This is a genomic window from Modicisalibacter muralis, from assembly GCF_900102945.1.
Taxonomy (GTDB): Bacteria; Pseudomonadota; Gammaproteobacteria; order Pseudomonadales; family Halomonadaceae; genus Modicisalibacter; species Modicisalibacter muralis.
In genome coordinates, this window is the sequence record NZ_FNGI01000014.1 from 1 (window position 1) to 25427 (window position 25427).

A 25427-nucleotide genomic window follows, 5' to 3' on the forward strand; every position below is an offset into this window, starting at 1 on the left:
GACCCGGACGAGCTCAGCGCCCGAATCGACGCCTTCACCCGGCACCTGTCAGCGGATACCCAGGTCGAACGCCTCGGCTATACGTTGGCCTGCGGCCGCGAGCAGGTCGGCAAGGTTTATGCCATGCGCAAGCGCGCCGTGGGCCTGCTGGGTAACGTCCAGGGCGAGAAGCGCCCGATCCCGTTCGTCGAAGACACCGCCGTGCCGCCCGAGCATCTCGCCGACTACATCGCCGAGTTCCGCGCCGCGCTGGATGCGCGGGGCCTCGATTACGGCATGTTCGGCCACGTCGATGCCGGCGTATTGCATGTGCGCCCGGCCATCGACATGAAGGACCCCGAGCAGGAAAGCCTGGTGCGTGAAATCTCCGACGAGGTCGCCGAACTGACCCACAAGTACCACGGCCTGCTATGGGGCGAGCACGGCAAGGGCGTGCGCTCGGAATACGCACCGACGTTCTTCGGCGAGCTCTACCCCACGCTGCAGCGCTTGAAGACGGCCTTCGATCCGCGCAATCAATTGAACCCGGGCAAGATCGCCACACCGTCGTCTCTTTCCACTCCACCCGAAGACGTGGAGCCCTCTAACCCGCCCGAGACCGCGGGGCCTTCTATCCCGTCCGAAGCCACGGGTAGAGCACCCACGACCGGTACCACGGCCACTGAAGAAGCGATCCGACTCGTCGATCCGGGCCTGCTAACCATCGATGGCGTACCCACGCGCGGCCAGCTCGACCGCCAGATCGACGAACGTGTCTGGCAGGCGCATGCCAGCGCGGTCTACTGCAATGGCAACGGCGCCTGCTACAACTACGACCCCGATGACGCCATGTGCCCGTCGTGGAAGGCCACGCGGGAACGCATCCATTCGCCCAAGGGACGCGCCAGCCTGATGCGCGAATGGCTGCGCCTGCAAGGCAACACGGGTATCGACGTGGTCGAGGAATCGCGCAAGAAGAAAGCCGAAGGCGCCTGGGGCTTTATTCGCGACTTTCCGCTGCGGGTGAAAAACTCGATCCAGCAGCGGCGCGGCGAAGCGGATTTCTCGCATCAGGTCTACGACGCCATGGCCGGCTGCCTGGCCTGCAAGTCGTGTGCCGGGCAGTGCCCGGTCAAGGTCAACGTGCCGGAATTCCGCTCGCAGTTCCTCGAGGTCTACCACGGCCGCTACCAGCGCCCGCTACGCGATTACCTGATCGGCGGGCTCGAGTTCATGATTCCGCATCTGGCGTCGATCGCCCCGCTGTATAACGCCGCGCTGCAAAACCGCCTGATCGAGCGGCTGATGGCCAGGCACATCGGCATGGTCGATAGCCCGCTGATCTCGCGGGCCAGCCTCAAGAAACAGCTCGCCGCCTGGGGCATCAGCGAAGCCACACCGACCAGCCTGGGCCTGCTTACCGAGCAGCAGAAGGCACGCAGTGTGGTCCTGGTCCAGGACGCCTTCACCAGCTACTTCGAGTCCCGGCTGGTGATGGACATCGTCGAGCTGCTGTCGCGCCTGGATATCCGCGTGTTCGTCGCCCCATTCAGCGCCAACGGCAAGCCGCTCAACGTGCAGGGCTTTCTCGGCGCGTTCGAGCGTACCGCCGAAAAACAGGCGCGGCGCCTGCGCAGCCTGACCGAATTCGGTGTGCCGCTGGTCGGCATCGACCCGGCGATGACGCTGACCTATCGCCAGGAATACGCCAAGGCGCTGGGGCCGGAGGCCACACCGGATGTCCTGCTGTTGCAGGAATGGCTGGTGACGCTGGGCCAGCGGCTCGTACCCAGCGACGTCGCGATCGACGACCCGGGTTTCCGCCTGCTCTCGCACTGTACCGAGAAAACCAATGCGCCCGGCTCGCCCAAGGCCTGGCAGCAAGTGTTCGCCGCCTTCGGCCTGGAACTCGAACTCGTCGATACCGGCTGCTGCGGCATGTCCGGCACTTATGGCCACGAAGCGCGCAACGTCGAAACGTCGAAGACCATCTACGGCCTCTCATGGCAGGCGCTGGTCGAAGACGAAACCAATGCCGGGAAGCTGCTGGCCACCGGTTACTCCTGTCGCAGCCAGGCCAAACGCCTGTCCGACACACCTCTGGCGCATCCGCTGCAAGGCCTGCTGACAGCGATCAAACGGGCCTGACCCACCGACCGGGGCACCCGCCTGGGTGCCCCGCGCGCATCATTACACCCCACCCCGAGCGTAAGCGTTGACTGATATGCGTCACATGGAAGTGCGCCTACCTCTCACTAGGCTTAATCTTTGGCGTTTGAGGCCGATATTCAATAAAAAGCATGACCGGTGTCAGGTATTCGTCTGCGAAAGGCTTTCTTGACTCAGCCATGACACAGCGCATCATCCTCGCGGGCAATTCGCCGCACCGGAAACGGCACATCTGTGCGGAGGGCTCGCCTTGGAAACATATCCGCTATTTCAAAACCGCTATCGGCGGCTGTGGCAATGCCTTTTGCTGGTCATCGTCCTTGTCGCAGGGTTCGTGAATGCCGCGCCTGAGCAGCCAGTGGCGCAAAATAGCGAGGCCCCTGCGCTACATTTACTCACGGAAGAACTGCCACCCCTCAACTTTACCGAAAACGGCGAGATTCGCGGACTTTCCGTCGATATGATCCGGGAAATCCAGCGGCGTCTCGGCATCGAGTACCCGATACAGATGGTGCCCTGGGCGCGTGGTTACCATACGTTGCAGGAACGCCCCAATGTGGCGTTATTCTCTACCGCGCGCAGTAGCGAGCGCGAGGCTCTTTTCCAATGGGTCGGCCCGCTCACCAATCTCGCTTTCGTCTTCTACAAGCGAGCGGACTCGCCACTCGAGCTGGAAGACTTGGACGAGGCCCGCCAACTCGATGCCATCGCCACCTACCGTGACGATGTCCGCGAGCAGTTTCTCATCGAGCGCGGCTTCACCAATCTCGACAGCTCCACCAAGTTGATCAGCGGGGCCCGCAAGCTGCTGGAGGGGCGGGTCGATGTCTGGCTGGATTCCAACCTCTCGGCGCCCAGCGTCATGCGTCAGCTCGGCCGCTCACCCGATGCCATCGAGCGCGCGCTGGTTATTCACAGCGAGCCCATTTATATCGCCTTCTCGAAACAGACCTCGCCGGCTATCGTCTCGCGCTGGCAGCACGCGCTGGATGCCATGGCCCGCGATGGCACCTTCGCTCGGCTACATCGCCAATGGCTACCGAACGAGCCATTGCCGACACGCATGGCCGCGCTGATCCCCTCCCCGGAACTGACCAATCACCCCTTGCAGCTCTATACCGAGGAGCTTCCTCCCTTCAACTTCACGCAGCATGGCAAACCTACCGGCAAGTCGGTGGATATCGTGCATGAAATCCAGCGCCGCCTCTCGCATGACGCGCCTATCCAGTTCGTCCCCTGGACGCGTGGCTACCAGACGGCACTCGAGTCGGCCAATGTCGGCCTGTTCACCACGGCGCGCACGACCGAACGTGAAGGCCTTTTCCAGTGGGTCGGGCCCATCGGGCATTCGAGGGTCCACCTCTACGCGCGCAGCGACGCCAATCTGACCGTGACCAGTCTCGAGGATGCCCGCCAACTAGGCAGCATCGGCACCTACGAGGACGATGCCGGCGAGCAGTTCCTCAGCGATCACGGCTTCACCAATCTCTATGGCCACCGCTCGCCGACCGCCGCACTGCGCAACCTGAAGGCCGGCCGCATTCAGCTCTGGGCCTCGGCGGAGGAGAATGCACGCGTCATCATCGCCCTGAGTGGGCATGACGCGAACGGCTTCGAGCCCGTTTACACCCTTTATGAAGTCGCTCACTACATCGCCTTCTCTCTCGATACGCCCAAAAAAGTCGTTGCGCTATGGCAACAAACGCTGGATGCCATGCGCAAGGACGGCACCCTGGCGCGGATTCAGCAGCGCTGGCAAAACGCACCCTATCGGAACGCCTCGCCATGAGCCGTCTCGCTGCATTGAGCGCCATGCGGGCACTGGCCAGGCGGCGGCCGCACCACACCCTGGCCGCCAAGCTGGTACTCATCGTCGTGCTCGGCACCACGGCGACCCTGGCGCTGTTCACCTGGGTCAAATTCCACGAGACGCAGGAAGAATTGACCCAACAACTCGCACGCGATGCCGAACGCAGCGCACAGGTGCTCGCCGCCGCCATGAGCGTCCCCCTGTGGGATCTCGACAAGGGCGCGGCGAGGACCATTGCACACGCCTTCATGAGCGAGCGCTCGCTACTGGGTGTCGAAATCACCGAGCCGCTGAGCGCCGACGATGATCGACCCGGGGCCACCTGGCTAGCCATGTGGCATGAAAAAGGCATCATGTCCCCGGTGCCGGCGATACCGGAGACGCTCCCCGGCGAGCGAATCGTCGCCAGCAGCGGTATCTACAAATCGGGGTTTGGCAACAAGAGCAAGCGTATCGGCAAAATCGATGTGTATGTCACCACGCGACCGCTGCAGGCAGCCTTGCGTGCATCGTTGCACGATCTGCTGATACAGATCGTTGTGCTCGATATCGTACTGATCCTGCTACTGACGCTGGTCATTCGTCGCGTTCTGCTCACGCCGCTGGGGCGGCTGCGTCATACCATGGACGAATTGCGGGCCGGCGACCTGAACGCTCGCGCGCAGGTTGATTCGCGCGACGAGGTGGGCGCGATTGCCGATACCTTCAATCGCATGGCCTCCGAGCTCGGGGGCAAGCAGTCGGAACTGGTCGAAAAGACCCAACGGCTCGAGACGCTGACCACCTATCAGGAAGAGCGCATCGCCGCACGCACCCACGAGTTGCGCCTGGCCAAGGAGCAGGCCGAGGCCGCCACCCAGGCCAAGAGTAAATTTCTGGCCAATATGTCGCACGAGATCCGCACACCGATGAATGGCGTGGTCGGCATGGTGGAACTGCTCAAGCAAACGCCACTGAGCGAACATCAGCGGGATTACCTGGCCACGCTTTCGAGTTCCGCGGAAGGGCTGTTGGCCCTGCTCAACGATGTGCTGGATATTTCCAAGATCGAGGCCGGCCATCTGCAGCTCGAAAACATCGCCTTCGATCTGCACGACAGGATGGAGCAGGTTCGCCATCTGGCCGAAGGCCAGGCCGTCGACAAGCCACTCGATATCGCACTCGATTACGACACCAATGCACCACGCCAGGTGATGGGTGATCCGGTTCGCTTGCGCCAGGTACTGACCAACCTGGCCGGCAACGCCGTCAAGTTCACCCATCAAGGGCGTGTATGCATTCGCCTGATCGTCAAGCGGCGCGACGAACGGCAGGCGACGCTGCGTTTCGAGGTAGAGGACACCGGTATCGGTATCGATGACCGCGCGCGCGAGGCGATCTTCGATAAATTCACCCAGGCCGACGGTTCCGTGACCCGCCACTACGGCGGGACCGGCCTGGGCTTGGCGATCAGCCGCGAACTGGTCGAACTCATGGGCGGGCATCTCGGGGTAGCCAGTCAGCCGGGCAAGGGATCGGTTTTCTTCTTTACACTGCACTTGGCGTGTCTTGCCGACACCGTCAAGCAAGATGACTCGGCCCCCGCCCAAACGGCGGCGCCCCTGGCCAGCTTCGCTGCGCATGTACTGCTGGTCGAGGATAACCGCACCAATCAGCGCGTCGCGCGGGAGCTGCTGCAAAGCCTCGGCTGTCGCGTCGATACCGCGGATAACGGCCAACGCGCGCTCGACGATTACCGCCCCGGCGTTCACGACACCATTCTCATGGACGCCAATATGCCGGTGATGGATGGCCTGGAGGCCACCCGTCGGCTACGCCTGCTGGAGGCCGACAGCGGCGCGCATGTACCGATCATCGCGATGACCGCCCTGGCGATGCGCGAGGATCGCCAGCGCTGCCTGGATGCCGGCATGGACGACTATCTCGCCAAGCCGATCACTCGCCATGCGCTGCATACGCTACTGACTCGTTATCTGGCGACAACCGGCACGCCGATCGACGCACCGCCCTCGCCGCCTGCCGATGAGCCCGCCGCTCCTCAGGTACTCGACGAACGCCATTTGTCCAGCGTCGCTCAAGGCCAGCTCGAGGTCATCGAGGAAATCATCGATATGACATTGAACGATATGCCGGAAAGACTGCGCGAGGCCACCAGCGCGCTCGAGCATCAGGATGGACAAGCGGCTATCCTGAGCCTGCATTCGCTCGCCGGAATCGCCGGTAGTGTCGGTGGCCAGCAACTCGAAAAACTCGCCCGGGAACTGGAAGCCTTGGCCCGACATGGCGAACTCGACGACTGCCGCGAGCGCCAGCCGATGCTGGTTAAGGCAGTGGCGGCACTTTGCGACGCCTTGCATGACCAACGCGCCGCGCTAAGCGCCCCACGTCAAGAAAGACAATAAACAGTATCGAACAGGACAAGTACCGACATGACCACCGATGCCTCGCTGGAAATCCTCATTGCCGACGACGATCGCGTGCCTCGCCGGTTACTGCGGCGCATGCTCGAGCGCTGGGGGCATCGGGTCATCGAAGTCGAGAATGGACTCCAGGCGTGGCAGGCGCTCAATGTCGAGAGCCCGCCGCATATCGCGATTCTCGACTGGATGATGCCGGGCATCGATGGCATCGAGCTGTGTCGGCGCCTCGATCAACGCGTCGACGCGCCGTTGGTCTACACCATCCTGTCCACCAGCAAGCGCGATGAGAGCGACCTGGTGCATGCACTGGACAATGGCGCCCACGACTTCCAGAGCAAACCGATCAGCCCCGGTGAGCTGCAAGCCCGCCTTGCCGTCGGTCGGCGATTGGTGGAAATGCACGACCGCTTACAGGCGTCACTCAACGAGATGGAGCGCCTGGCCACCACCGACGTGCTCACCGGCATTGCCAACCGGCGACATTTCTACGCTTGCGCCAATCGCGCCCTCGACCAAGCCGGTACGCGCGGCAATACGGTTTCCACGCTGCTGCTCGATGTCGACCGTTTCAAGGAAATCAACGACCGCTATGGCCATAGCGCGGGTGACAGCGCCCTGTGCCAGATCGCCACGCTGTGTCAGGGACTGCTGCGCCCCACCGACATGGTCGCCCGATTCGGCGGCGACGAGATCGTTATCCTGCTGCCTAATACCCTGCTCGACGAAGCAGTCACAATCGCCGAGCGGCTGAGGCTGACGATCGCCAATACGGCGCTGCGTCTGGAAAATCGCGACCCGGCCAAGCTATCGGTGAGTATCGGCTGCGCCAGTTCCTCGGCGAGTGGCATCGGCATCGACGAACTGCTTGGCCGGGCGGATGCCGCGTTGCTGAAAGCCAAGAGCGAGGGACGCAATCGCGTGGTCTCTGACAGCGGGACGACCCAGAGCAGCCAGCCGCTAGGCTCTGTCTGAAAAGTCGACGAGCGAAGGCCAGAAAAGGCAAAAATCGGAGAAAAGGCGGAGTTTACATAAAGTAAATGAGTACTTTGAGCCGATTTTTTACGCCGTATGGCCAAGCGCAGGCAGTTTTCAGATAGAGACTAGAAGAACAACCGCCTCAACGCGGCGCCCGGATCTTCCTCGCGCATGAACGCCTCGCCAACCAGAAAGCCATTCACGTTGTATTCGCGCATATGCTCGACATCGCCGCGCGTATTGATGCCCGATTCGGTGACCACGGTAACGTCTTGCGGGACGCGTGACAGCAACTGGAATGTCGTCTCGAGGCTGGTCTCGAAGCTGTGCAAATCGCGATTGTTGATACCCACCAACGACAGATCGAGCGCCAGGGCGCGCTCCAGTTCATGGGCATCGTGGACCTCCACCAGTACGTCCATGTCCAACTCGTTCGCCTGGCGGTGCAGGTCCTGCATGCGTGCATCGTCGAGGGCGGCGACGATCAGCAGCACGCAGTCGGCGCCGATGGCCCGCGCCTCGCTGAGCTGATAGCCGTCGACGATGAAATCCTTGCGGATCGCCGGAAGCCCGCAGGCGTCACGCGCGGCGATCAGGTAATCCTCGTGACCCTGGAAGAAATCGGCATCGGTGAGTACGGATAAACAACTGGCACCGGCCTCGGCATAGGCGCGGGCGATCTCCGCCGGCTGGAAGTCCTCGCGGATCACCCCGCACGACGGCGAGGCTTTCTTGATTTCGGCGATCACCGCCGGGTCACCATCGGCAATGGTCCGGTTCAGCGCCTCGATAAAGCCGCGCGGCGCGCTCTGTTCGCGAGCGCGCTCAAGCAACGCTGCCTCGCTCACCCGCGCGCGGCGCTCGGCGACTTCCTGTTCCTTGCGCGCCAGAATCCTGGCCAGAATGGTGGGTATCTTGTCGTGTGAACTCATGGCAATCTTCCTGAGAGGGCCTGGCGCCAGGCCTACTGATGATCGATGAAAACGCGGCTGAAATTGGCCAGTTCGCGCATTTTTTCAAGCGCCATTCCCGAATCCTGAGCATCCTGCGCCAATGCCACGCCCTCCTTGAGGTTGTCGGCGATGCCGGCCGCATACAGTGCCGCACCGGCATTCAGCGCGACGATATCCGCCGCCGCGCCCTCGCCTGCCAGCGCTTCCTTGACCAGCCGCAGGCTGTCTTCGGCGGTCACCACCTTGAGCGCATCCAGCGACTGGCGCGCAATGCCGAGTTCCTCGGGCGTGATCACGTATTCGCTGATTTCGCCGCCCTTGAGTTCGGCGACTCGGGTCGGCGCCGCCAGCGATATTTCATCCAGGCCATCCTCGGAGTGAACCACCAATACATGCCGGCTACCCAGCCGCCCCAACACCTCGGCCATCAGCGGCACCAGGCTCGGCTGATAGACGCCCAGCAACTGATGCTGTGCACTGGCCGGATTGGTCAATGGGCCAAGAATGTTGAAGATGGTGCGCACGCCCATTTCACGGCGTGGTCCGATGGCATGACGCATCGCCTGATGATGCATGGGCGCGAACATGAAACCGACACCGATCTGCTCGATGCAACGCGCCACCTGCTCGGGATCGAGATCCAGCTTGATACCGGCGACATCGAACAGATCGGCGCTACCCGACGACGACGACACGCTGCGATTGCCATGCTTGGCGACATGCCCGCCAGCGGCGGCGACCACGAAGCTCGACGCGGTGGAGACATTGAACAGGTTGGCGCCGTCGCCGCCGGTGCCGACGATGTCCACCAGGTCATCGAGTTCGACGTTGACCGGGGTCATCAACTCGCGCATGACCTGAGCCGCCGCCGCCACTTCATCGACCGTTTCGCCCTTCATCGACAGGCCAATCAGAAAACCGCCGATCTGCGCGTCACTGGCTTCGCCGGTCATGATGTCGTGCATCACCGCGTGGGTGTCGGCGTAGCTCAGGTTTCGACCGCGCATCACCGCGTCGATTGCCTCTCGCATCTGCATCTTGGGTCTCCTTGGGTAGCGGCGCTGAAAATCGTATCAGGAACGCGAGCGCTCGAGAAAATTGGCCAATAACTGGTGTCCCTGACGGGTCAGGATCGACTCGGGATGAAACTGCACGCCCTCGATATCCAGGGTTCGATGGCGCAACCCCATGATCAGCCCCGGAGTCACGTCGCCGTCATCGACCCAGGCGGTGACTTCGAGTTCATCCGGAAAACTCTCGGCGGCCACTACCAGTGAATGGTAGCGGGTCACTTCCAGCGGATCGTCGAGACCGCTGAACACACCCTCGCCGCGATGGCGAATCTTCGACGTCTTGCCATGCATAACCTGTGGTGCACGCACCACCTCGCCACCGAACACCTGGCCAATCGCCTGATGGCCCAAGCACACCCCGAGTATCGGCAGTTTGCCGGCGAAATGGCGAATCACCTCGAGCGAAATGCCCGCTTCGTTGGGCGTACAAGGCCCCGGGGAAATGACGATATGGCTCGGCGCCAGGCGTTCGATATCGTCCAGCGAAAGCGCATCGTTGCGATGAGTCTCGACCTCGGCACCCAGTTCGGCCAGGTACTGTACGATATTGAAGGTAAAACTATCGTAATTGTCGATCATCAACACAGGCATAACGATAACCCTTTGAAATAAAACATATAATCAATATCACAGACACAAAAAAACCGCCCTCGCGGCGGCCTTTTCATTCCTACGAGGATAGCGCCGCGCTGTGTTAAGCGCGCCACCACTGCAGGCTTGAATGTGACTGTACTGATAGTTTCATGCGCCTAATACTGCGGCCGGCCGCACGGCCTGTCAAGGCACCAGGGCCGCTGACTGCCCCCGGATGCGCAAAAACCGTCCAGCACTGGGTAATTTAAACGGACACCTCGCCAGCACGCCTCTTGAAAGCGAGATTGCCCAAATACAGCACGAGTCCGATCGCCACCAGGATCACCGCCCTCAGCCAGATGCCCGGTTGTTGCTGGGTCAGCAGAATCACACAGGTGAGCGCGCCGAGGATCGGGATAACGAAGGGGGCCGTAAAGTGCTCATGACTCACCCGATCCCGACGCAGGACCAGCGTGGTCACATTGACGATCGCAAAGATCGCCAGCAGCAACAATACGGTCGTTTTCGACAGATCGCCGAAATCGCCGGTCAGCGCCAGGACCAATGCCAGCGCGGTGGTAAACACGATCGCCACGACCGGCGTGCGACGCCTGGGATCGACCTTACCGAACGCCGAAGGCAGGACCCCTTCGCAGCCCATGCCATACAATACCCGCGAGGCGATAATCAGGTTGATGAGCGCGGTATTGGTAATCCCGACCAGCGCAGCGATGGAAAAGAGCGCCGGAGGAATGGGGATCGGCCCGGCGTTGACGACCTCGAGAAGCGGCCCGCTGGAGCCGGCCAGGGTACCCGCCGGCACGACGATCGCCGCGACCAGGCACACCGCTATATAGAGCCCGCCCGCCAACAGCAGACCGCCGAAGAGCGCGCGCGGGTAAGCACGGCTGGCATCTTTCGCCTCCTCGGCCATGTTCGCCGAGTCCTCGAAACCGATTAGCGCGTAGAAGGCGACCGTCGCGGCGCCGATGATCACCAGCCCACCGACCTCTTCGCCACCTGGTGCATCGAAGGAAAGCAGCTGACTGAAGTCCGCCTGGCCCTGGGCGATGGCCGCGATACCGACCACGATGACCACCAGCAAACCAATGACCGAAATAATGGTGAGCACCATGTTCAAGCGTGCCGAGCCCAGGATGCCCAGATAATTGATCAACGCCAGTATCAGGATGAACACGACCGCCACCGCGATCTCCGGCAAGTCGATGAAGGTTTCCAGGTAGTCGCCGCCGAAGGCGTGCGCGATGCCGCTGGCCGACGCCAGTGCACTGCACATGACGGCGAAAGCGGCCAGAAACGAGAAGATGGGAATCCGATACCCGCGGTGAACGAACAGCGCCGCGCCACCGGCACGCGGGTATTTCGAGACCAGTTCCGCGTAGGAGAAGGCGGTCAGCAGCGCCACCACGAAGGCGATCAGAAACGGCAGCCAGATGCCACCGCCGACTTGCGCGGCGACTTCGCCCGGCGCCACATAAATACCCGCGCCGACGATATTGCCGGTCACGAAGGCCAGCAGTAGCGGCGTGCTGACCGAGCGGCTCAGCTTGCCCGAGGATTCGCCGGTTTGCGCACCTTCGCCTGTCACCGATTCCGGTTTGGCCATTGATCCTCTCCCTGGAGTCTGGTTGAAAACCAGCCAACCGCCCGCACCGTCATGCCCTCCCATACGGGCCGTTATCTAAGAAGAGTATAGATAGCCTGGCGCCAAAGTCCTTATTAAGCGATAAGCGCTGATACGCGAAAATCAGTCGAGATTGTCCAGGCCGCGCTCGGCCATGGCTACGGCGCGAAACAGTGCCCGGCCTTTATTGAGGGTCTCCTGCCATTCGAGCTCTGGCACCGAATCGGCGACGATCCCGGCCCCGGCCTGAATATGCAACTCGCCGTCCTTGATCACCGCGGTGCGAATGGCGATCGCGGTATCCATGTTGCCGTGCCAGGATAGATACCCCACGGCGCCCGAATAGACGCCCCGCTTGACCGGCTCCAGTTCATCGATGATCTGCATGGCGCGGATCTTCGGCGCACCGGACAGCGTCCCGGCGGGAAAGGTCGCGCGCAGCACGTCCATCGCCGTGAAGCCCGGCTTCAGGCGCCCGGTCACGTTGGAAACGATATGCATGACATGCGAGTAGCGCTCGACGGCCATTTTATCGGTGACCGTCACCGAGCCGGTTTCGCTGATTCGACCGACATCGTTGCGCCCCAGGTCGATCAACATGACGTGCTCGGCGATTTCTTTGGGATCGGCCAGCAGATCGGCCTCGAGCGCCCGGTCCTCCTCCTCGTTGCGCCCGCGCTTACGCGTGCCGGCGATTGGCCGCACGGTCACCTCGCCGTCCTCGAGTCGGGTGAGTATCTCCGGCGACGAGCCGACTACTTGGTGGTCGGCGAGGTTGAAGAAAAACATGTATGGCGACGGATTGAGGCTGCGCAGCGCACGGTATAGATCCAGTGGCGGCGCACGAAATGGAATCGACATACGCTGCGACGGCACGCACTGCATGACGTCGCCGGCCAACACATAGCCCTTGATCTTCTCCACCGCCGCCTTGAAGCCTTCCTCGGTGAAACCCGAGGTGAAGTGCCCCTCTTCCACCGCCGCGCTACCGGTCCCTGGGCTGGCAGAATTCAATCGGGCGCCGCGCAAGTCAGCCTCCAACGACTCGAGGCGCTGGACGGCATGCTCGAAGGCATCGACCTCGCTCGGATCAGCATGCGTCCACAAGGTCAGGCGACCGGAAAGGTTATCGAACACCACCAGTTCGTTGCACACCATCAGCAGGATATCCGGCACACCGATGGGGTCGGGCTTGGCCTCCACATGGGGGCCACGCAAGCGTGGCTCGATGTAGCGAATGGTGTCGTAACCGAAGTAGCCGACCAGGCCACCGTCGAAACGCGGTTGATCGTCGAGACGCGGCACCTTGAAACGCGCCTGGAACTGCTCGATCCAGGCCAGCGGGTCGTCGACCTCGGTGATGCCGGCCTGCTCGCCATCGATGACATGACGAACCTGATAGCCGCGCACTTCGATGCGCTCGTGGCACGGCAGGCCGATGATCGAATAGCGGCCCCATTTTTCACCGCCCTGCACCGACTCGAGCAGGAAGGTCCAGGGCGCATCGGCCAGCTTGAGATAGGTGGAAAGCGGCGTATCGAGATCGGCCAGCACCTCGCGGGTGACCGGAATGCGGTTATAACCGGCTTGCGCCAGTTCGGCGAAGCGCTCGGAAGTCATCATGACCGACTAATCCTTCAGGAAACGTGAGGGGAATACGTTGAAAAAACGCTGGGTTATCGCAGCGACAAGGGTAGCGTCACCATCGCCAACGTTTGACTTCACGTATCAGCGTGCTGGTTACCTGGGGGAAATGGCGGGCAGTGAACGTCATGCAGGCTTCCGGATGGGTTCGTTATTGCCAGATTACCGAATCTTATTGATTTTAAGACGTTTCCAGCAACTTCAATTCAAACCCTAAACGAGTTGTGCCAGCGATTCAACCATCGCGCCCGGGCGACTCGTGGATACCGGTTCACCGTGATTATAGCCATAAGGCACCGCCAGGGTATGGAACCCCGCGCGCTTGCCGGCATCGATGTCGTGGCGCGAGTCGCCAACCATCAAACAATGCTGCGGCGCGACCCCAAAATGCTCGGCCACATGCAACAGTGGCGCCGGGTCGGGTTTCTTGCGCGGCAGCGAGTCACCACCCAGGGTCAAGTCGAAATAGCCGGCCAGTGCCAGCGACTCGAGAATCGGCGCAATAAAGGCCTGCGGTTTGTTGGTAATCAGCGTCACGATGACGCCACGCTCGCGCAACGCCGCAAGCGCTTCATGCACGCCAGGGTAGACGCGAGTGCGTGCGCTGGGCGCCTCGGCGTAATAGTCCAGAAATCGCTCATGGGCTGCCGTCAGGCGAGCATCATCGGGCATTTCCCCCAGCGCATCGTGTAACGCACGCTCGATCAGCTTGTGCGAGCCGTTGCCCACCCAACCGCCCACCTTGGCCTCGCCGGCGGCCGGCATATCGAGCTCGAGCAACATGGCATCCACCGCGACGGCCAGATCCGGCAGCGAATCGATCAGCGTGCCATCCAGATCGAAGGCCACCAGGCGAATTCCAGCGAGATGCGGCATACGACCTCCAAATCACAAAAGCAATAGGACTTTTTGGTATAACAATGTAGGAATCGACAGCCATAGAGAATATGCTAAAGACAACTGGCGCCGCTACCAGCACGGCACCCTTGACGCTAATCGTCTGACCCTGGCGCCGCATTTTACGACGTTTTTCTTTTCACACCTCGAAGGAGCCCCCATGGCTACCCCACGCATCGTGGTGGTCGGCGGAGGCGCGGGCGGACTCGAGCTGGCAACCCGGCTCGGACGCAAGCTCGGCAAGCGCAAGCAGGCCGAGATCGTGCTCGTCGATCGCAATCGCACCCACATCTGGAAACCGCTGCTACACGAAGTCGCCACCGGCGTTCTCGATTCCGGCCTCGACGAAGTTTCCTACCAGGGCCATTCCAGGGCGCACGGCTACCGTTACCAGAGCGGCACCTTGAGCGCCTTGGACCGCGATGCCCGCACCCTGACTATGGCAGCGATTTTCGATGACGACGGTAACGTGGTGCTGCCGGCGCGCAGCCTGAGTTACGACTACCTGGTGCTGGCCGTGGGTAGCGTCTCCAACGACTTCGGCACACCCGGCGTCGCCGATCACTGCCACTTCCTCGACAGCCAGCAGCAGGCCGAAGCCTTCCGCCAGGCCATGCTCAACACCTTTCTGCGCTACAGTGATCCGCAACGCCATGCGGATTCCAGATTGTCGGTGGGCATCGTCGGCGCCGGCGCGACCGGAGTGGAGCTTGCCGCGGAGTTGTTCGACGCCTCCGAGATGCTGCACAACTACGGCTTCACCGCGCTGGAAAGCGGCAAGCTGGACGTGCATTTGATAGAGGCCGCGCCTCGCGTGCTGCCCGCCCTGCCGGAACGCTTCGGTAAGACGGTGCAGCGTGAACTCGAGAAACTCGGCGTCAATATCCACGTCGATACCCGCGTCACCCTTGCCGACGAGAAAGGCTTCATGACCGCCGACGATCAGCGCATCGCGACCGATCTCAATGTCTGGGCCGCCGGCATTCGCGCGCCGGCGTTTCTTTCCGAGTTGGGCCTGGCCACCGAGCGCAACCATCAAATCAAGGTGCAGCCGACACTACAGAGCCTCGACGACGAGCGAATCTTCGCACTCGGCGATTGTGCCGCCTGCCCGCAGCCTAGTGGCAAGAATGTACCGCCACGCGCCCAGGCAGCGCATCAGCAGGCCAACCTGCTTTATCGCAATCTGCGCGCGGCGCTCAACGACCAACCGCTCAAGGCGTTCGTGTTTCGCGATCGCGGCTCGTTGATATCGTTGGCCCATTTCGACGCCGTGGGCAGCCTGATGCGCGGCGCCTCGGCACGCAGCCTGTTCATCGAGGGGCGCCTGGCCAAGCTGTTCTACACCTCGCTGTATCGCATGCACCAGTTCGCCATTCATGGCGCGCTGAAAACCGCCATGACCATCGTCGTCGACGGTTTGAATCGCTTTTTGAAACCTAGAATGAAGCTGCACTGAGCTTATTCGAGAAACCCTATCAGGGCGCTTCGCGCCTGGCATCGAGCCAGGCGCGTTTGGCCCCGGCCGGCTGTTTTTTCAGCCACGCTTCCAACTTCAGCGCCTCGCTGCGACTGCCCACCGCCTGGCGATGAACCAACCTCAGCGGGCCCTTGCCACGCAGCGCCCGCGCGCCGCGCTTGCCGCCGTCATGCTCGCGAAAGCGTCGCCCGACATCTGTGGTAATCCCCGTATACAGCGCGCCGGCTGCGGTCTCGATTACGTAGACGAACCAGCCATTCGCGGTATTTCCGCCCTCGTCGTCCGGCGCCAGCTCATTCATCGTTCAGACGCGCGCCAGTTCGTCGCGAAACGCCTGGATCACGCTGTCGTAGCGGTTTGGATCATCTTCACGGCGGCCCTTGAAGACCGCCGAGCCGGCGACGAAGGTATCGGCCCCGGCACGTGCGATCTCGGCGATGTTGTCGATCTTGACCCCACCGTCGATCTCCAGGCGAATTGCGCGACCGCTGGCATCGATGCGTGCGCGTGCCTCGCGCAACTTGTCGAGGGTGCCGGGAATGAACGACTGACCGCCGAAACCCGGATTGACGCTCATCAGCAGGATCATATCGACCTTGTCCATGACGTAATCGAGATAGCTCAGCGGCGTGGCGGGATTGAATACCAGTCCCGACTTGACGCCACCATCGCGAATCAGCTGCAGCGAGCGGTCGATGTGTTCCGAGGCTTCGGGATGAAAGGTGATGTAACTGGCGCCGGCCTCGATGAAATCACCGATCAGGCGGTCCACCGGCTTGACCATCAGATGCGCGTCAATGGGCGCGCTGATGCCGTGCTTGCGCAGCGCCGCGCAGACCATCGGGCCGATGGTCAGATTGGGCACGTAGTGATTGTCCATCACGTCGAAATGCACGATGTCCGCGCCGGAAGCGAGGACATCCTCGACCTCCTGGCCCAGGCGTGCGAAGTCGGCGGAAAGAATCGAGGGCGCGATCTTGAAGTCGGGTTTCACGTCGGGCATGGCTCGTCGTCGGGGGCATGGAAAGCGCCATTCTATCAGCACTGGCCAGCGCTGTGCGCAACCGCCATGAGGGCGGATAGTTGCGCGAGGCGTATTTCGTGCCGATATTAAGACATGCTAAAGCTCACGCAACCATGACTCAGGGAGACGACCATGGCGGTTTTTCGTCCACACTCGATTTCACGACCTCTTGGCATTCTCGCGCTGACCGGGGCGCTCTGCTGCCTGGCGGTTTCCACCTCGGCATCGGCACAGCAGGCGATTCTCGAGGGTGAGCGCTTCAACCCGGAACAGGGTACCAACGGTATGGTCGCGACCAGCCACTTCCTGGCTTCCGAAGTCGCTCACGACGTTCTCGCCGAAGGCGGTAATGCCGTCGATGCCGCCGTGGTCGCGGGTTTCGCGCTGGCGGTAACCCAGCCGCGCTCGGGCAATATCGGCGGCGGCGGCTTCATGCTGATTTCCGATGAGAAGAGCGGCGAAGTGATCGCCATCGACTATCGTGAGAAGGCCCCCTCGGCGGCCTACGAGACAATGTTCCAGAACGAACAGGGCGAAGCGGTGCCACGCCTGTCGCGCTTCACGCATAATGCCTCCGGCGTGCCCGGCACCGTGGCCGGCCTGGCGCTGGCACTCGAGAAGTACGGCACCTTGAGCCTGGCCGAAGCGCTGGCGCCGGCCATTCGCCTGGCGGAAGAAGGCTTCCCGGTACCGTCGCGTTTCGTCGCGGGCATCCGCGATACTCGCGAGCGCCTCGAACAGTGGGATGCCTCGCGCGAGAAGTTCTTCAAGGATGACGGCAGCCTGTACGAGGTTGGCGAGATCTTCCGTCAACCCGACCTGGCCGCGACCCTCAAGCGCATCGCCGAACAGGGACCACGCGAGTTCTATGAAGGCAAGACGGCCCGCTTGATCGCCGCCGAGATGGAGAAGCATGGCGGCCTGATGACGTACGAGGATCTGACCAATTACCAGCCGGCGATCCGCGAACCCAGCCACGGTACCTATCGCGGCTATGACGTTTATGCGATGAGCCCGCCCTCCTCCGGCGGCGTACACATCGTGCAGATGCTGAACATCCTCGAGGGCTACGATATCGGCGCGATGGGCTTCAATTCGGCACGCACCATTCATGTCATGGCCGAGGCCATGAAACGCGCCTACGCCGATCGTTCGAAATACCTGGGCGATACCGATTTCGTCGAAGTACCGCTCGAAGGCCTGACCTCCAAGGCGTACGCCGACGAGCTGCGCAGCCAGATCGTCATGGGCGAGGCCACGCCCAGCGAGCAAATCGAACCGGGCAAACCTCTGCCCTATGAGTCCAACGAGACCACTCACTTTTCGATTGCCGACGGCAATGGCCTGGCGGTTTCCAACACCTATACCATCAACTTCAGCTATGGCTCGGGTATCGTCGTCGAGGGCGCGGGTTTTCTGCTCAACAACGAGATGGACGATTTCTCGGCCAAGCCCGGCGTGCCCAACGCCTACGGCCTGATCGGCGGCGAAGCCAACAAGGTCGAGCCCAACAAGCGCATGCTGTCGTCGATGACCCCGACCATCGTCAAGAAGGATGGCGAGAACTTCCTGATCACCGGCAGCCCCGGCGGCTCGCGGATCATCACCACCACGCTACAGATCCTGCTGAATGTCATCGATCACGACATGAACATTCAGACTGCGGTCAGTGTGCCGCGCATTCATCACCAGTGGCTGCCCGACGAGATTCGCATCGAGCAAGGCATCAGCCCCGATACCATCGCGCTACTCGAGGCCATGGGCCACACCGTCAGCCAGCAGGAGGCGATGGGCGCCGCCCAGTCGATCCTGATCCGCGACGGCATGTTCTATGGTGGCGCCGACCCGCGCCGTTCGACCTCGTCGGCGATCGGGCTGTGATTTTTCTGCGCTAGTCGATGACCGACCCTCTCGTTTGGCATGCACATGACGCTATACTGCGGCTCGATGGCCTATCGAGCCGCAGTTTCATTTTTGCGAACAAGGAGAAGGGCATGCGTATTTCGAGGGTGGCGGCACGCGTTGGCTGGCTGATGGGCGCGCTACTGATACTCGCCGGCTGTCAGAACCCGCAATATCTTCAGGTTTCGCCCGAGCTCACCCAGAACGTGCCACGGGTCGGCAATGGCCAGAGCGTGACGGTCAATGTCGTCGATGGTCGCGAGTCGGATGTGCTGGGTACGCGCGATGGCGTGGAGATGTCGACCTCGACCATTACCGTCGAGGCCCACACGCTGATTCCACAGTTGCAGGCCCAGGCCGAAGCGGCGCTCACGCGGATGGGCTTCTCGCCGACCACGCAATCCGCCCAAGGTCGGCCCAGCCTGACGCTGACGCTGACCCAGCTCGACTACCAGGAATCCGACGCCCAGTTGATACTCGACGAGGCGTTCTTGATCGCCCGCATGCGCGCCGTGGTCGAAAACCAGAATACGATCTACACCGGCAAATATACCTCCAAGCGCACACAGAGCTACGCGCTCACACCCGATGCCGAGAAGAACACCAAGATGGTTTCCGAGTTGCTCAGCGACGTTCTGAATCGCACCTTCAGCGATCCACAAATCGGCAATCTACTCGCACGCTGACAACAGCGCTATCCGCCATGGCCCCATCGCGGGGTTCGTGGCGGATCGAGCCTACCATTTCCCACGACGCCTCATGCCCGCCCCGGCCCTCGGCGCAGTTCTATTCGCGCCCCGGCCCCCGGCGCACCAACGACCAGACGCTTTCACGCCAGCGACGCTCATCAGGCGGGCGCTCCTCGAGCAGCGTCAGCTCGAAATTGGGCGACAGCAGCCGCTGAACCTCGGCATGGTCCACCGAATACGGCGGGCCTTTATCGGGGCCGCTGCCATGGGTCAGGCTGATCAATAGACCACGCGCCCCCGGGAGCAACAACTGCGCCATGTGAAAGGCATAGCGTTGGCGCGCGGCAGGCGGCAAGGCGATCAGCGCCGCGCGATCGTAGAACACCCCAATCTCATGCGCCTGATCGATATGAAAATGGAAGAAGTCGCCACACCACAGCTCGATGCTGGCCTGGCGACAGACATCGAAATGCCCCTGGCGATAGCGCGAAACCTCACCCGCGCCCTCACTGACGAACTGCTCGATGGCCTCGCTCGACAGCTCGATGCCCAACACCGGATGGCCCTGCTCGACCAGCCAGCGCATGTCGAGACTCTTGCCGCACAACGGCACCAGCACCTTGCCGCCCGCCGCCACGTCCAACGCCGGCCAATGGCGCAGCAGCGCCGGATGCACGGTTTCGCGATGAAAACCGATGCGCCCTTCACGCCAACGCTCCAACCACTCATTAGCCATCGACTTCTCCCGCGAACGAAATATTCTCCCAACCAAAGAAAGGCCAGCGAGCGCAGCGGCTTTTCCTAGAACCAGCGGTCGCGCTTGCGACGCTTGGGCAGATGCGGCACCAGCAAGCCGATGACCAGACCCGCGCCAGCCACGCCACCGCCGTACATGAAATAACGCATCAACAGATCCTGCTCCTGGGTGCTCAGGCGCGCCTGGAGTTCACGAACGGCCTGTTGGGTCTGCGTGAACTGGCTATCGAGTTGGGCGTTGCGCTGCTCCAACTCGGCGATGCGCGCCTGACGCACGCTCAGCGTCTCGGTCATCGCCGCGACACGCGCCTCCCATGACTCATTGATGTCGCTGAGCTCATTGCTCAGGGCGCCTACCTTGTTCTTGAGCTCGGGGAAGCGCTCATCGAGGCTGGGCTCGGTTTGCAGCTTGTCGCTTTGAATCCATACCACATCGCCGCTTTCGGCCCTGATCTGGGTATAGTCGCCACTGGTTTCGAGCACCGTGACCGGCTCGCCGGCATTCAGCGTACCGACGATTCGATAACCATCGGTCGGACCGCTGCGGACGAAGGTGGACAGGTCGTCGGACACCCAATGAGAGTCGCCCTGTTGGGCGTGAGCGACGATAGCGCCGCTGCCCAACCCGAGGCTCAGCGCGAGCCCCAATGTCAATTTTTTGATCTTACGCATTTTTCTGTCGTCTTTGTGTCTGTCGGGTGGCTCCAAGGAGGTACTCCTCCACGCAATGTTCCCTGCGTCCACGACCGGCGATTATCGGAATAGTTGTCACATGCCGGCACTCATCCACACTTTCTGTGGATAAACCTTGGGAAAAACCCTGCCAGGTCATCGGAGACGGCGAGCGGCCTGGCGAGGCGTCGATTCGATTAATTTTTGACCATTCAGCCGTCGTCTCTGGGCGGCAGGCTCATCGGCCGCGGAAACGCCGTTACCTTGCCCTCGGCCTTGGTGGCACGCGGCGTACCCTCGCGTTCGACCTCGTCGATGCGCACGATGGCATTCAAGGGTATATAGCTGCGATTGACGCCGTCGAAGGTTCGCCGGAGCTTCTCGCTGGATGGGTCGACGACCAGTTTCGAGGCATCCTCGAAGACGAAGGTTTCGACTTCGATGAATCCCCACAGATCGCTTTGAAATATGTCACGGGCGTAGAGTTCCCAGATTTCACCCTGATTGTGGAACACCACCCGGTAGATAGGCTTGGATGCCATACTGCTCCCATCGGACAAAATGAGACTTCAGGCGCGGGGCGCCGATCGAGGCGCCAAGAATATCACAGACGCCCCGGCTTCGAAGGCCGCTATGTCATGAGCTGGATCACGGACTGGCCAAGCTGCCCGTCGGATACGTATAATTCGTCATCGGATTTCATATTGGCCGCTTCGGCCACGCATTCATCCCCTGACTCACCAACAATGGAAAAGTCGCGCGCCTGACGCAGCGACGGCACTCTATGGCGAAGAAGCTCTTCATCAAGACCCACGGCTGCCAGATGAACGAGTATGACTCCGCGCGCATGGCGGACATGCTCGGCGAGACGCATGCAATGGAGCTGACCGACGACGAGCGGGAAGCCGATGTCGTGCTGCTCAACACCTGCTCGATTCGTGAGAAGGCCCAAGAGAAGGTCTTTCACCAATTGGGACGCTGGAAGAAACTCAAGGCGAACAATCCCGATCTGGTGATCGGCGTCGGTGGCTGCGTGGCCAGCCAGGAAGGTGAAAATCTGCGCAAGCGCGCGCCCTACGTCGACATGGTCTTCGGCCCGCAGACGCTACACCGCGTCCCCTCGATGCTCGACTCGCGCCGCGCCGGCCAGATTTCAGTCGTCGATGTCACCTTCCCCGAGATCGAGAAGTTCGATCATCTGCCCAAGCCAAGCTCCGACGGCGCCACTGCCTTCGTCTCGATCATGGAAGGCTGCTCCAAGTACTGCACCTTCTGCGTGGTGCCATATACCCGCGGCGAGGAAGTCTCGCGGCCCTTCGAGTCGGTCATGGACGAAGTCATTCACCTTGCCGATCAGGGCGTGCGCGAGGTCAATCTGCTGGGCCAGAACGTCAATGCCTATCGTGGCGAGAACGAACTGGGCGACGAGATCGACCTGGCCGAGCTGATCGCTTGCGTGGCGGCCATCGACGGCATCGACCGCATCCGTTTCACCACCTCGCATCCGGTGGAGTTTTCCGACAGCCTGATCGAAGCCTACGGCGAGATTCCCGAGCTGGTCAGCCACCTGCACTTGCCGGTGCAGTCCGGCTCCGATCGCATATTGTCGGCGATGAAGCGCGGCCACGGCGTCGAGGAATACGTTGCTAAACTCGAGCGCATTCGCGCCCTGCGTCCGGACATCAGCTTCTCGTCGGATTTCATCATCGGCTTCCCCGGTGAGACCGAGGCCGATTTCGAGGCGACCATGGACCTCATTCACCGCATCGGCTTCGATCATTCGTTCAGCTTCGTCTACTCGTCGCGCCCCGGCACCCCGGCCGCGCAACTTGACGACGAAACGCCGGAAGCGGTCAAGAAGCAGCGCCTGGCGATTCTGCAGGAGCGCATCATCCAGAATACCGCCCGGATCAGCCGGCGCATGGTCGGCACTACCCAGCGCATTCTGGTGACCGGCTTCGCGCCCAAGGACCCAGGGCAGCTCTCGGGACGCACCGAAAATAACCGTGTGGTCAACTTCCGTGCGCCCAACCCCACCGAGCTGATCGGCCAATTCATCGACGTCGAAATCAGCGAAGCGCTACCGAACTCGCTACGCGGCGAGTTGCTCCCAGCCGAGCTGCATTAGATTTTCAGTCATTGCCCCGGCCCGTACCGGGGCAGTAAGCTGACTCCATTCTCATCGCAACGACGGGCCCCTTGTCTTGAGCCAAAACAGTTCTCAGGCACACCGCATCCTCACCTTGACCCTCGAACCCAACGACCCCATGCGCCTGGCCAATCTGTGTGGCCAGCAGGACGAGCATCTCAAGCTGGTCGAATCACGCCTCGGCGTCACGTTGCGCAATCGCGGCAATACCTTTCAGCTCGCCGGCCCCAGCACGCGCGTCAAGGTGGCGGCCAACATCATCGAGCACCTTTATCGTGAGACCGAGAGCAGTGACCTGGAGCCCGATACCGTGCATCTGTTCCTGCAGGAATCCGGCACCGAAGCGCTCGAAGAAGATGAAGGCCACGACGACGGCGAAATACTGATTCGCACGCCACGCACGCTGATCAAGCCGCGCGGCCTCAATCAGCAGGGCTATGTTGCAAGCATCCGCAAGCACGATATCAACTTCGGTATCGGCCCGGCCGGCACCGGCAAGACCTACCTGGCCGTCGCCGCCGCAGTGGAAGCGCTCAACCAACAGGAGGTGCGGCGTATTCTGCTGGTGCGTCCGGCGGTCGAGGCCGGCGAAAAGCTCGGTTTCCTGCCCGGCGATCTGGCACAGAAGATCGACCCCTACCTGCGTCCACTCTACGACGCGCTTTACGAAATGATCGGCTTCGAACAGGTCGGCAAGCTGATCGAACGCCAGGTGATCGAAATCGCCCCGCTGGCCTACATGCGCGGGCGTACGCTGAACAACGCCTTCATCATTCTCGACGAGAGCCAGAACACCACCCGCGAGCAGATGAAGATGTTTCTGACGCGCATCGGCTTTGGCTCCACCGCGATCATCACCGGCGATGTCACCCAGGTCGATCTGCCGCGCGGCCAGAGTTCGGGCCTGATTCAGGTGCTCGACGTGCTCAGGGATACCTCGGGCATTGGCGTGACGCACTTCGCTGCCAAGGATGTGGTCCGCCACCCGCTGGTGCAACGCATCATCGAAGCCTACGACCTGTTCGAGGCTGAGCAGGAGGCCCAGGACCGGGCGCGCAAGGAGGCCCGCGAGCAGGCCCGGCGCGACGAGCGTCAGGACCGCGCCGACAGTGCCCAGCGCGCGCAGGGTGGCAATGGCGAGCAGGCTCCACCGGCATGACCCGCGACATGCAACCGGTGGTCGATCTGCAAATCGCGCTCGGCTCTTATCAGAACAACAGCCAGGACAACCATCAAGACGCGTTACCCACAGCAGCCGAGTTGACCCATTGGGTCGCCGAAACGCTCGCTCGCCACGCCGACGAGTCACGCGACGAGTTGACCATCCGACTGGTCGACGACGACGAGAGCCGCGCGCTGAATCGCGACTATCGCGGCAAGGACGCGCCAACCAATGTGCTGTCCTTCCCTTTCGAGCCCCCACCCGGCGTGGACTTGGCGTTGCTCGGCGATCTGGTGATTTGTCACGGCGTCGTCGTGCGCGAAGCCGCCGAGCAAGGCAAATCCGTAGCCGATCACTATGCCCACATGATCGTACATGGCACATTGCATTTACTGGGCTACGATCATATAGAAGACGGCGAAGCCGAAGAAATGGAGCGACTCGAGCGCGAGATTCTTGCCGCTACCGGTATTTCAGACCCCTACGCGCCTTCCCAGAGCGCGCTTGACAACGAGGAAACGAGACCAGACGCATGAGCGAAGACCGATCGAGCAGCCAGGGCAACAAGTCCTGGCTCGATAAGTTTTTCAACGCCTTTTCCAGCGATTCCGATGAATTCAACTCACGTGACGAGCTGTTGGTCTTTCTGCGCGAAGAAGCCGGCCGGCTACATCTCGACCCCGATGCGTTAGCCATCATCGAGGGCGCCTTCCAGATCAGTGATCAACAGACCCGCGAGGTGATGATTCCGCGCTCCCAGGTCACCGCCATCTCCATCGATCAGCGCCCCGAGGATTACCTGCCGGTGATCTTCGAAACCGGCCACTCGCGTTACCCGGTGGTCGGCGAAAACCTCGATGAAGTTCAGGGCCTGCTGCTGGTCAAGGACCTGCTTCCGCTGCTCCAGGCCAACGAAGGCGAGCGCCGCACCGTCGATCTGCGCGATGTCATTCGTCCGGCAATGTTCATTCCCGAATCCAAGCGCCTCAACAGTCTGCTCAAGGAGTTTCGCGAGACTCACAATCACATGGCGGTGGTCGTCGATGAGTATGGCGGCACTGCGGGGATCGTCACCATCGAGGACATTCTCGAGCAGATCGTCGGCGACATCGAGGATGAGCACGATACCGATGAGGACGACGATATTCGCGATCAGGGCGACGGCACCTTCGCCATTCGTGCCCTGACGCCGATCGACGATTTCAACGAGGCGTTTGATACCCGCTTCTCCGACGAGGAGTTCGATACCGTCGGCGGATTGGTGATGCAGCGTTTCGGCCACCTGCCACGGCGCGGCGAACACGCCGACCTGGGCGGCTGGCGTTTCACCGTGTTGGGTGCCGACAATCGTCGCATCCGTCTGCTGCAGGCGGAGCGCCTGAGCGAAGTCGCCACCGACAAGGAAAGCGACTGAGCTTCATTCGTTTTCGTGTGAGGGCTCTGGTATAAGGGGCA

General features: G+C 61.7%; 22 protein-coding genes. 11 read left to right on the top strand and 11 right to left on the bottom strand.

Features of this window, described 5'->3' with window-relative positions; all coding sequences use genetic code 11:
* The 4 genes from BLR92_RS17980 to BLR92_RS17995 all read left to right on the top strand — a co-directional run.
* On the top strand, positions 1-2127 hold a 2127-nt coding region (locus tag BLR92_RS17980; protein WP_281242954.1), incomplete at its 5' end, for an FAD-linked oxidase C-terminal domain-containing protein.
* A gap of 355 nt (positions 2128-2482) precedes the next feature.
* Entirely contained in the window at positions 2483-3937 is a 1455-nt protein-coding gene (locus BLR92_RS17985) for a substrate-binding periplasmic protein (RefSeq protein ID WP_139171618.1), read from the top strand.
* Complete coding sequence (locus BLR92_RS17990) at positions 3934-6360, top strand: ATP-binding protein (RefSeq protein WP_175488847.1); 2427 nt, start codon at positions 3934-3936, stop codon at positions 6358-6360. Before BLR92_RS17985 ends, BLR92_RS17990 begins: the two co-directional genes overlap by 4 nt.
* 27 nt (positions 6361-6387) lie before the next feature.
* On the top strand, positions 6388-7350 hold the full coding sequence (locus BLR92_RS17995) for a GGDEF domain-containing response regulator (protein ID WP_089730666.1): 963 nt from the start codon (positions 6388-6390) through the stop codon (positions 7348-7350).
* 128 nt (positions 7351-7478) lie between these two features.
* On the opposite strand, the gene trpC is transcribed toward BLR92_RS17995, so the two are convergent.
* From trpC to BLR92_RS18025, 6 genes are all read right to left on the bottom strand, one after another.
* Positions 7479-8285 carry an indole-3-glycerol phosphate synthase TrpC gene (trpC, locus tag BLR92_RS18000; RefSeq protein ID WP_089730667.1) on the bottom strand — a complete coding sequence of 269 codons (807 nt, stop codon included), beginning with the start codon at positions 8283-8285 and terminating at the stop codon, positions 7479-7481.
* Between the two features lie 32 nt (positions 8286-8317).
* Complete coding sequence (gene trpD, locus BLR92_RS18005; protein ID WP_089730668.1) at positions 8318-9343, bottom strand: anthranilate phosphoribosyltransferase; 1026 nt, start codon at positions 9341-9343, stop codon at positions 8318-8320.
* Positions 9344-9379: 36 nt separating this feature from the next.
* Positions 9380-9970 carry an anthranilate synthase component II gene (locus BLR92_RS18010; protein ID WP_089730669.1) on the bottom strand — a complete coding sequence of 197 codons (591 nt, stop codon included), beginning with the start codon at positions 9968-9970 and terminating at the stop codon, positions 9380-9382.
* A 247-nt stretch (positions 9971-10217) separates the two neighbouring features.
* Positions 10218-11579, bottom strand: a complete 1362-nt coding sequence (locus BLR92_RS18015; protein WP_089730670.1) for an APC family permease — start codon at positions 11577-11579, stop codon at positions 10218-10220.
* Between the two features lie 141 nt (positions 11580-11720).
* The gene (gene trpE, locus BLR92_RS18020) at positions 11721-13217 is read right to left on the bottom strand and encodes an anthranilate synthase component I (protein ID WP_089730738.1); all 1497 of its coding nucleotides are present in this window, start codon (positions 13215-13217) and stop codon (positions 11721-11723) included.
* 237 nt (positions 13218-13454) lie between these two features.
* Complete coding sequence (locus tag BLR92_RS18025; RefSeq protein WP_089730671.1) at positions 13455-14117, bottom strand: phosphoglycolate phosphatase; 663 nt, start codon at positions 14115-14117, stop codon at positions 13455-13457.
* 181 nt (positions 14118-14298) lie between these two features.
* Between BLR92_RS18025 and BLR92_RS18030 the strand changes: the two genes are divergently transcribed.
* Positions 14299-15597, top strand: a complete 1299-nt coding sequence (locus tag BLR92_RS18030) for an NAD(P)/FAD-dependent oxidoreductase (protein WP_089730672.1) — start codon at positions 14299-14301, stop codon at positions 15595-15597.
* 19 nt (positions 15598-15616) lie between these two features.
* On the opposite strand, the gene BLR92_RS18035 is transcribed toward BLR92_RS18030, so the two are convergent.
* Positions 15617-15919 (bottom strand): GIY-YIG nuclease family protein, encoded by a 303-nt coding sequence (locus BLR92_RS18035; RefSeq protein WP_089730673.1) that lies wholly within the window; start codon positions 15917-15919, stop codon positions 15617-15619.
* A gap of 3 nt (positions 15920-15922) precedes the next feature.
* Complete coding sequence (gene rpe, locus BLR92_RS18040) at positions 15923-16621, bottom strand: ribulose-phosphate 3-epimerase (protein WP_089730674.1); 699 nt, start codon at positions 16619-16621, stop codon at positions 15923-15925.
* A gap of 153 nt (positions 16622-16774) precedes the next feature.
* Between rpe and ggt the strand changes: the two genes are divergently transcribed.
* Together ggt and BLR92_RS18050 are read left to right on the top strand one after the other, a co-directional pair.
* The gene (gene ggt, locus BLR92_RS18045; RefSeq protein ID WP_089730675.1) at positions 16775-18523 is read left to right on the top strand and encodes a gamma-glutamyltransferase; all 1749 of its coding nucleotides are present in this window, start codon (positions 16775-16777) and stop codon (positions 18521-18523) included.
* A 113-nt stretch (positions 18524-18636) separates the two neighbouring features.
* Positions 18637-19230: a YajG family lipoprotein gene (locus BLR92_RS18050; protein ID WP_175488848.1), complete on the top strand. Its 594-nt coding sequence runs from the start codon at positions 18637-18639 to the stop codon at positions 19228-19230.
* Positions 19231-19330: 100 nt separating this feature from the next.
* Here the strand turns inward: BLR92_RS18050 and tmpT are convergent, their stop codons facing one another.
* From tmpT to BLR92_RS18065, 3 genes are all read right to left on the bottom strand, one after another.
* Complete coding sequence (gene tmpT / locus BLR92_RS18055; protein ID WP_089730676.1) at positions 19331-19969, bottom strand: thiopurine S-methyltransferase; 639 nt, start codon at positions 19967-19969, stop codon at positions 19331-19333.
* A 65-nt stretch (positions 19970-20034) separates the two neighbouring features.
* Positions 20035-20661 (bottom strand): TIGR04211 family SH3 domain-containing protein, encoded by a 627-nt coding sequence (locus BLR92_RS18060; RefSeq protein ID WP_089730677.1) that lies wholly within the window; start codon positions 20659-20661, stop codon positions 20035-20037.
* 212 nt (positions 20662-20873) lie between these two features.
* Positions 20874-21203 (bottom strand): DUF1820 family protein, encoded by a 330-nt coding sequence (locus BLR92_RS18065; RefSeq protein WP_089730678.1) that lies wholly within the window; start codon positions 21201-21203, stop codon positions 20874-20876.
* Positions 21204-21445: 242 nt separating this feature from the next.
* Between BLR92_RS18065 and miaB the strand changes: the two genes are divergently transcribed.
* The 4 genes from miaB (at position 21446) to BLR92_RS18085 (ending at position 25386) form a co-directional block, all read left to right on the top strand.
* A complete protein-coding gene (gene miaB / locus BLR92_RS18070; protein WP_089730679.1) occupies positions 21446-22789 on the top strand; it encodes a tRNA (N6-isopentenyl adenosine(37)-C2)-methylthiotransferase MiaB in 1344 nt (447 codons plus the stop codon).
* A gap of 76 nt (positions 22790-22865) precedes the next feature.
* Positions 22866-23969 carry a PhoH family protein gene (locus BLR92_RS18075; RefSeq protein WP_089730680.1) on the top strand — a complete coding sequence of 368 codons (1104 nt, stop codon included), beginning with the start codon at positions 22866-22868 and terminating at the stop codon, positions 23967-23969.
* On the top strand, positions 23966-24508 hold the full coding sequence (ybeY, locus tag BLR92_RS18080) for an rRNA maturation RNase YbeY (RefSeq protein WP_245704265.1): 543 nt from the start codon (positions 23966-23968) through the stop codon (positions 24506-24508). Before BLR92_RS18075 ends, ybeY begins: the two co-directional genes overlap by 4 nt.
* Positions 24505-25386: an HlyC/CorC family transporter gene (locus BLR92_RS18085; protein WP_089730681.1), complete on the top strand. Its 882-nt coding sequence runs from the start codon at positions 24505-24507 to the stop codon at positions 25384-25386. The genes ybeY and BLR92_RS18085 overlap by 4 nt, the downstream gene beginning before the upstream one ends.
* The last annotated feature ends 41 nt before the right edge of the window (positions 25387-25427 follow it).

What these genes read in the sequence shown, in the direction of transcription:
- BLR92_RS17990 (WP_175488847.1), top strand. Translation starts at nt 3,934, where the DNA reads ATGAGCCGTCTCGCTGCATTGAGCGCCATGCGGGCACTGGCCAGGCGG.
- BLR92_RS17995 (WP_089730666.1), top strand. Translation starts at nt 6,388, where the DNA reads ATGACCACCGATGCCTCGCTGGAAATCCTCATTGCCGACGACGATCGC.
- trpC (WP_089730667.1), bottom strand. Translation starts at nt 8,285, where the DNA reads ATGAGTTCACACGACAAGATACCCACCATTCTGGCCAGGATTCTGGCG.
- trpD (WP_089730668.1), bottom strand. Translation starts at nt 9,343, where the DNA reads ATGCAGATGCGAGAGGCAATCGACGCGGTGATGCGCGGTCGAAACCTG.
- BLR92_RS18010 (WP_089730669.1), bottom strand. Translation starts at nt 9,970, where the DNA reads ATGCCTGTGTTGATGATCGACAATTACGATAGTTTTACCTTCAATATC.
- BLR92_RS18015 (WP_089730670.1), bottom strand. Translation starts at nt 11,579, where the DNA reads ATGGCCAAACCGGAATCGGTGACAGGCGAAGGTGCGCAAACCGGCGAA.
- trpE (WP_089730738.1), bottom strand. Translation starts at nt 13,217, where the DNA reads ATGACTTCCGAGCGCTTCGCCGAACTGGCGCAAGCCGGTTATAACCGC.
- BLR92_RS18025 (WP_089730671.1), bottom strand. Translation starts at nt 14,117, where the DNA reads ATGCCGCATCTCGCTGGAATTCGCCTGGTGGCCTTCGATCTGGATGGC.
- BLR92_RS18030 (WP_089730672.1), top strand. Translation starts at nt 14,299, where the DNA reads ATGGCTACCCCACGCATCGTGGTGGTCGGCGGAGGCGCGGGCGGACTC.
- BLR92_RS18035 (WP_089730673.1), bottom strand. Translation starts at nt 15,919, where the DNA reads ATGAATGAGCTGGCGCCGGACGACGAGGGCGGAAATACCGCGAATGGC.
- rpe (WP_089730674.1), bottom strand. Translation starts at nt 16,621, where the DNA reads ATGCCCGACGTGAAACCCGACTTCAAGATCGCGCCCTCGATTCTTTCC.
- ggt (WP_089730675.1), top strand. Translation starts at nt 16,775, where the DNA reads ATGGCGGTTTTTCGTCCACACTCGATTTCACGACCTCTTGGCATTCTC.
- BLR92_RS18050 (WP_175488848.1), top strand. Translation starts at nt 18,637, where the DNA reads ATGCGTATTTCGAGGGTGGCGGCACGCGTTGGCTGGCTGATGGGCGCG.
- tmpT (WP_089730676.1), bottom strand. Translation starts at nt 19,969, where the DNA reads ATGGCTAATGAGTGGTTGGAGCGTTGGCGTGAAGGGCGCATCGGTTTT.
- BLR92_RS18060 (WP_089730677.1), bottom strand. Translation starts at nt 20,661, where the DNA reads ATGCGTAAGATCAAAAAATTGACATTGGGGCTCGCGCTGAGCCTCGGG.
- BLR92_RS18065 (WP_089730678.1), bottom strand. Translation starts at nt 21,203, where the DNA reads ATGGCATCCAAGCCTATCTACCGGGTGGTGTTCCACAATCAGGGTGAA.
- miaB (WP_089730679.1), top strand. Translation starts at nt 21,446, where the DNA reads ATGGCGAAGAAGCTCTTCATCAAGACCCACGGCTGCCAGATGAACGAG.
- ybeY (WP_245704265.1), top strand. Translation starts at nt 23,966, where the DNA reads ATGACCCGCGACATGCAACCGGTGGTCGATCTGCAAATCGCGCTCGGC.
- BLR92_RS18085 (WP_089730681.1), top strand. Translation starts at nt 24,505, where the DNA reads ATGAGCGAAGACCGATCGAGCAGCCAGGGCAACAAGTCCTGGCTCGAT.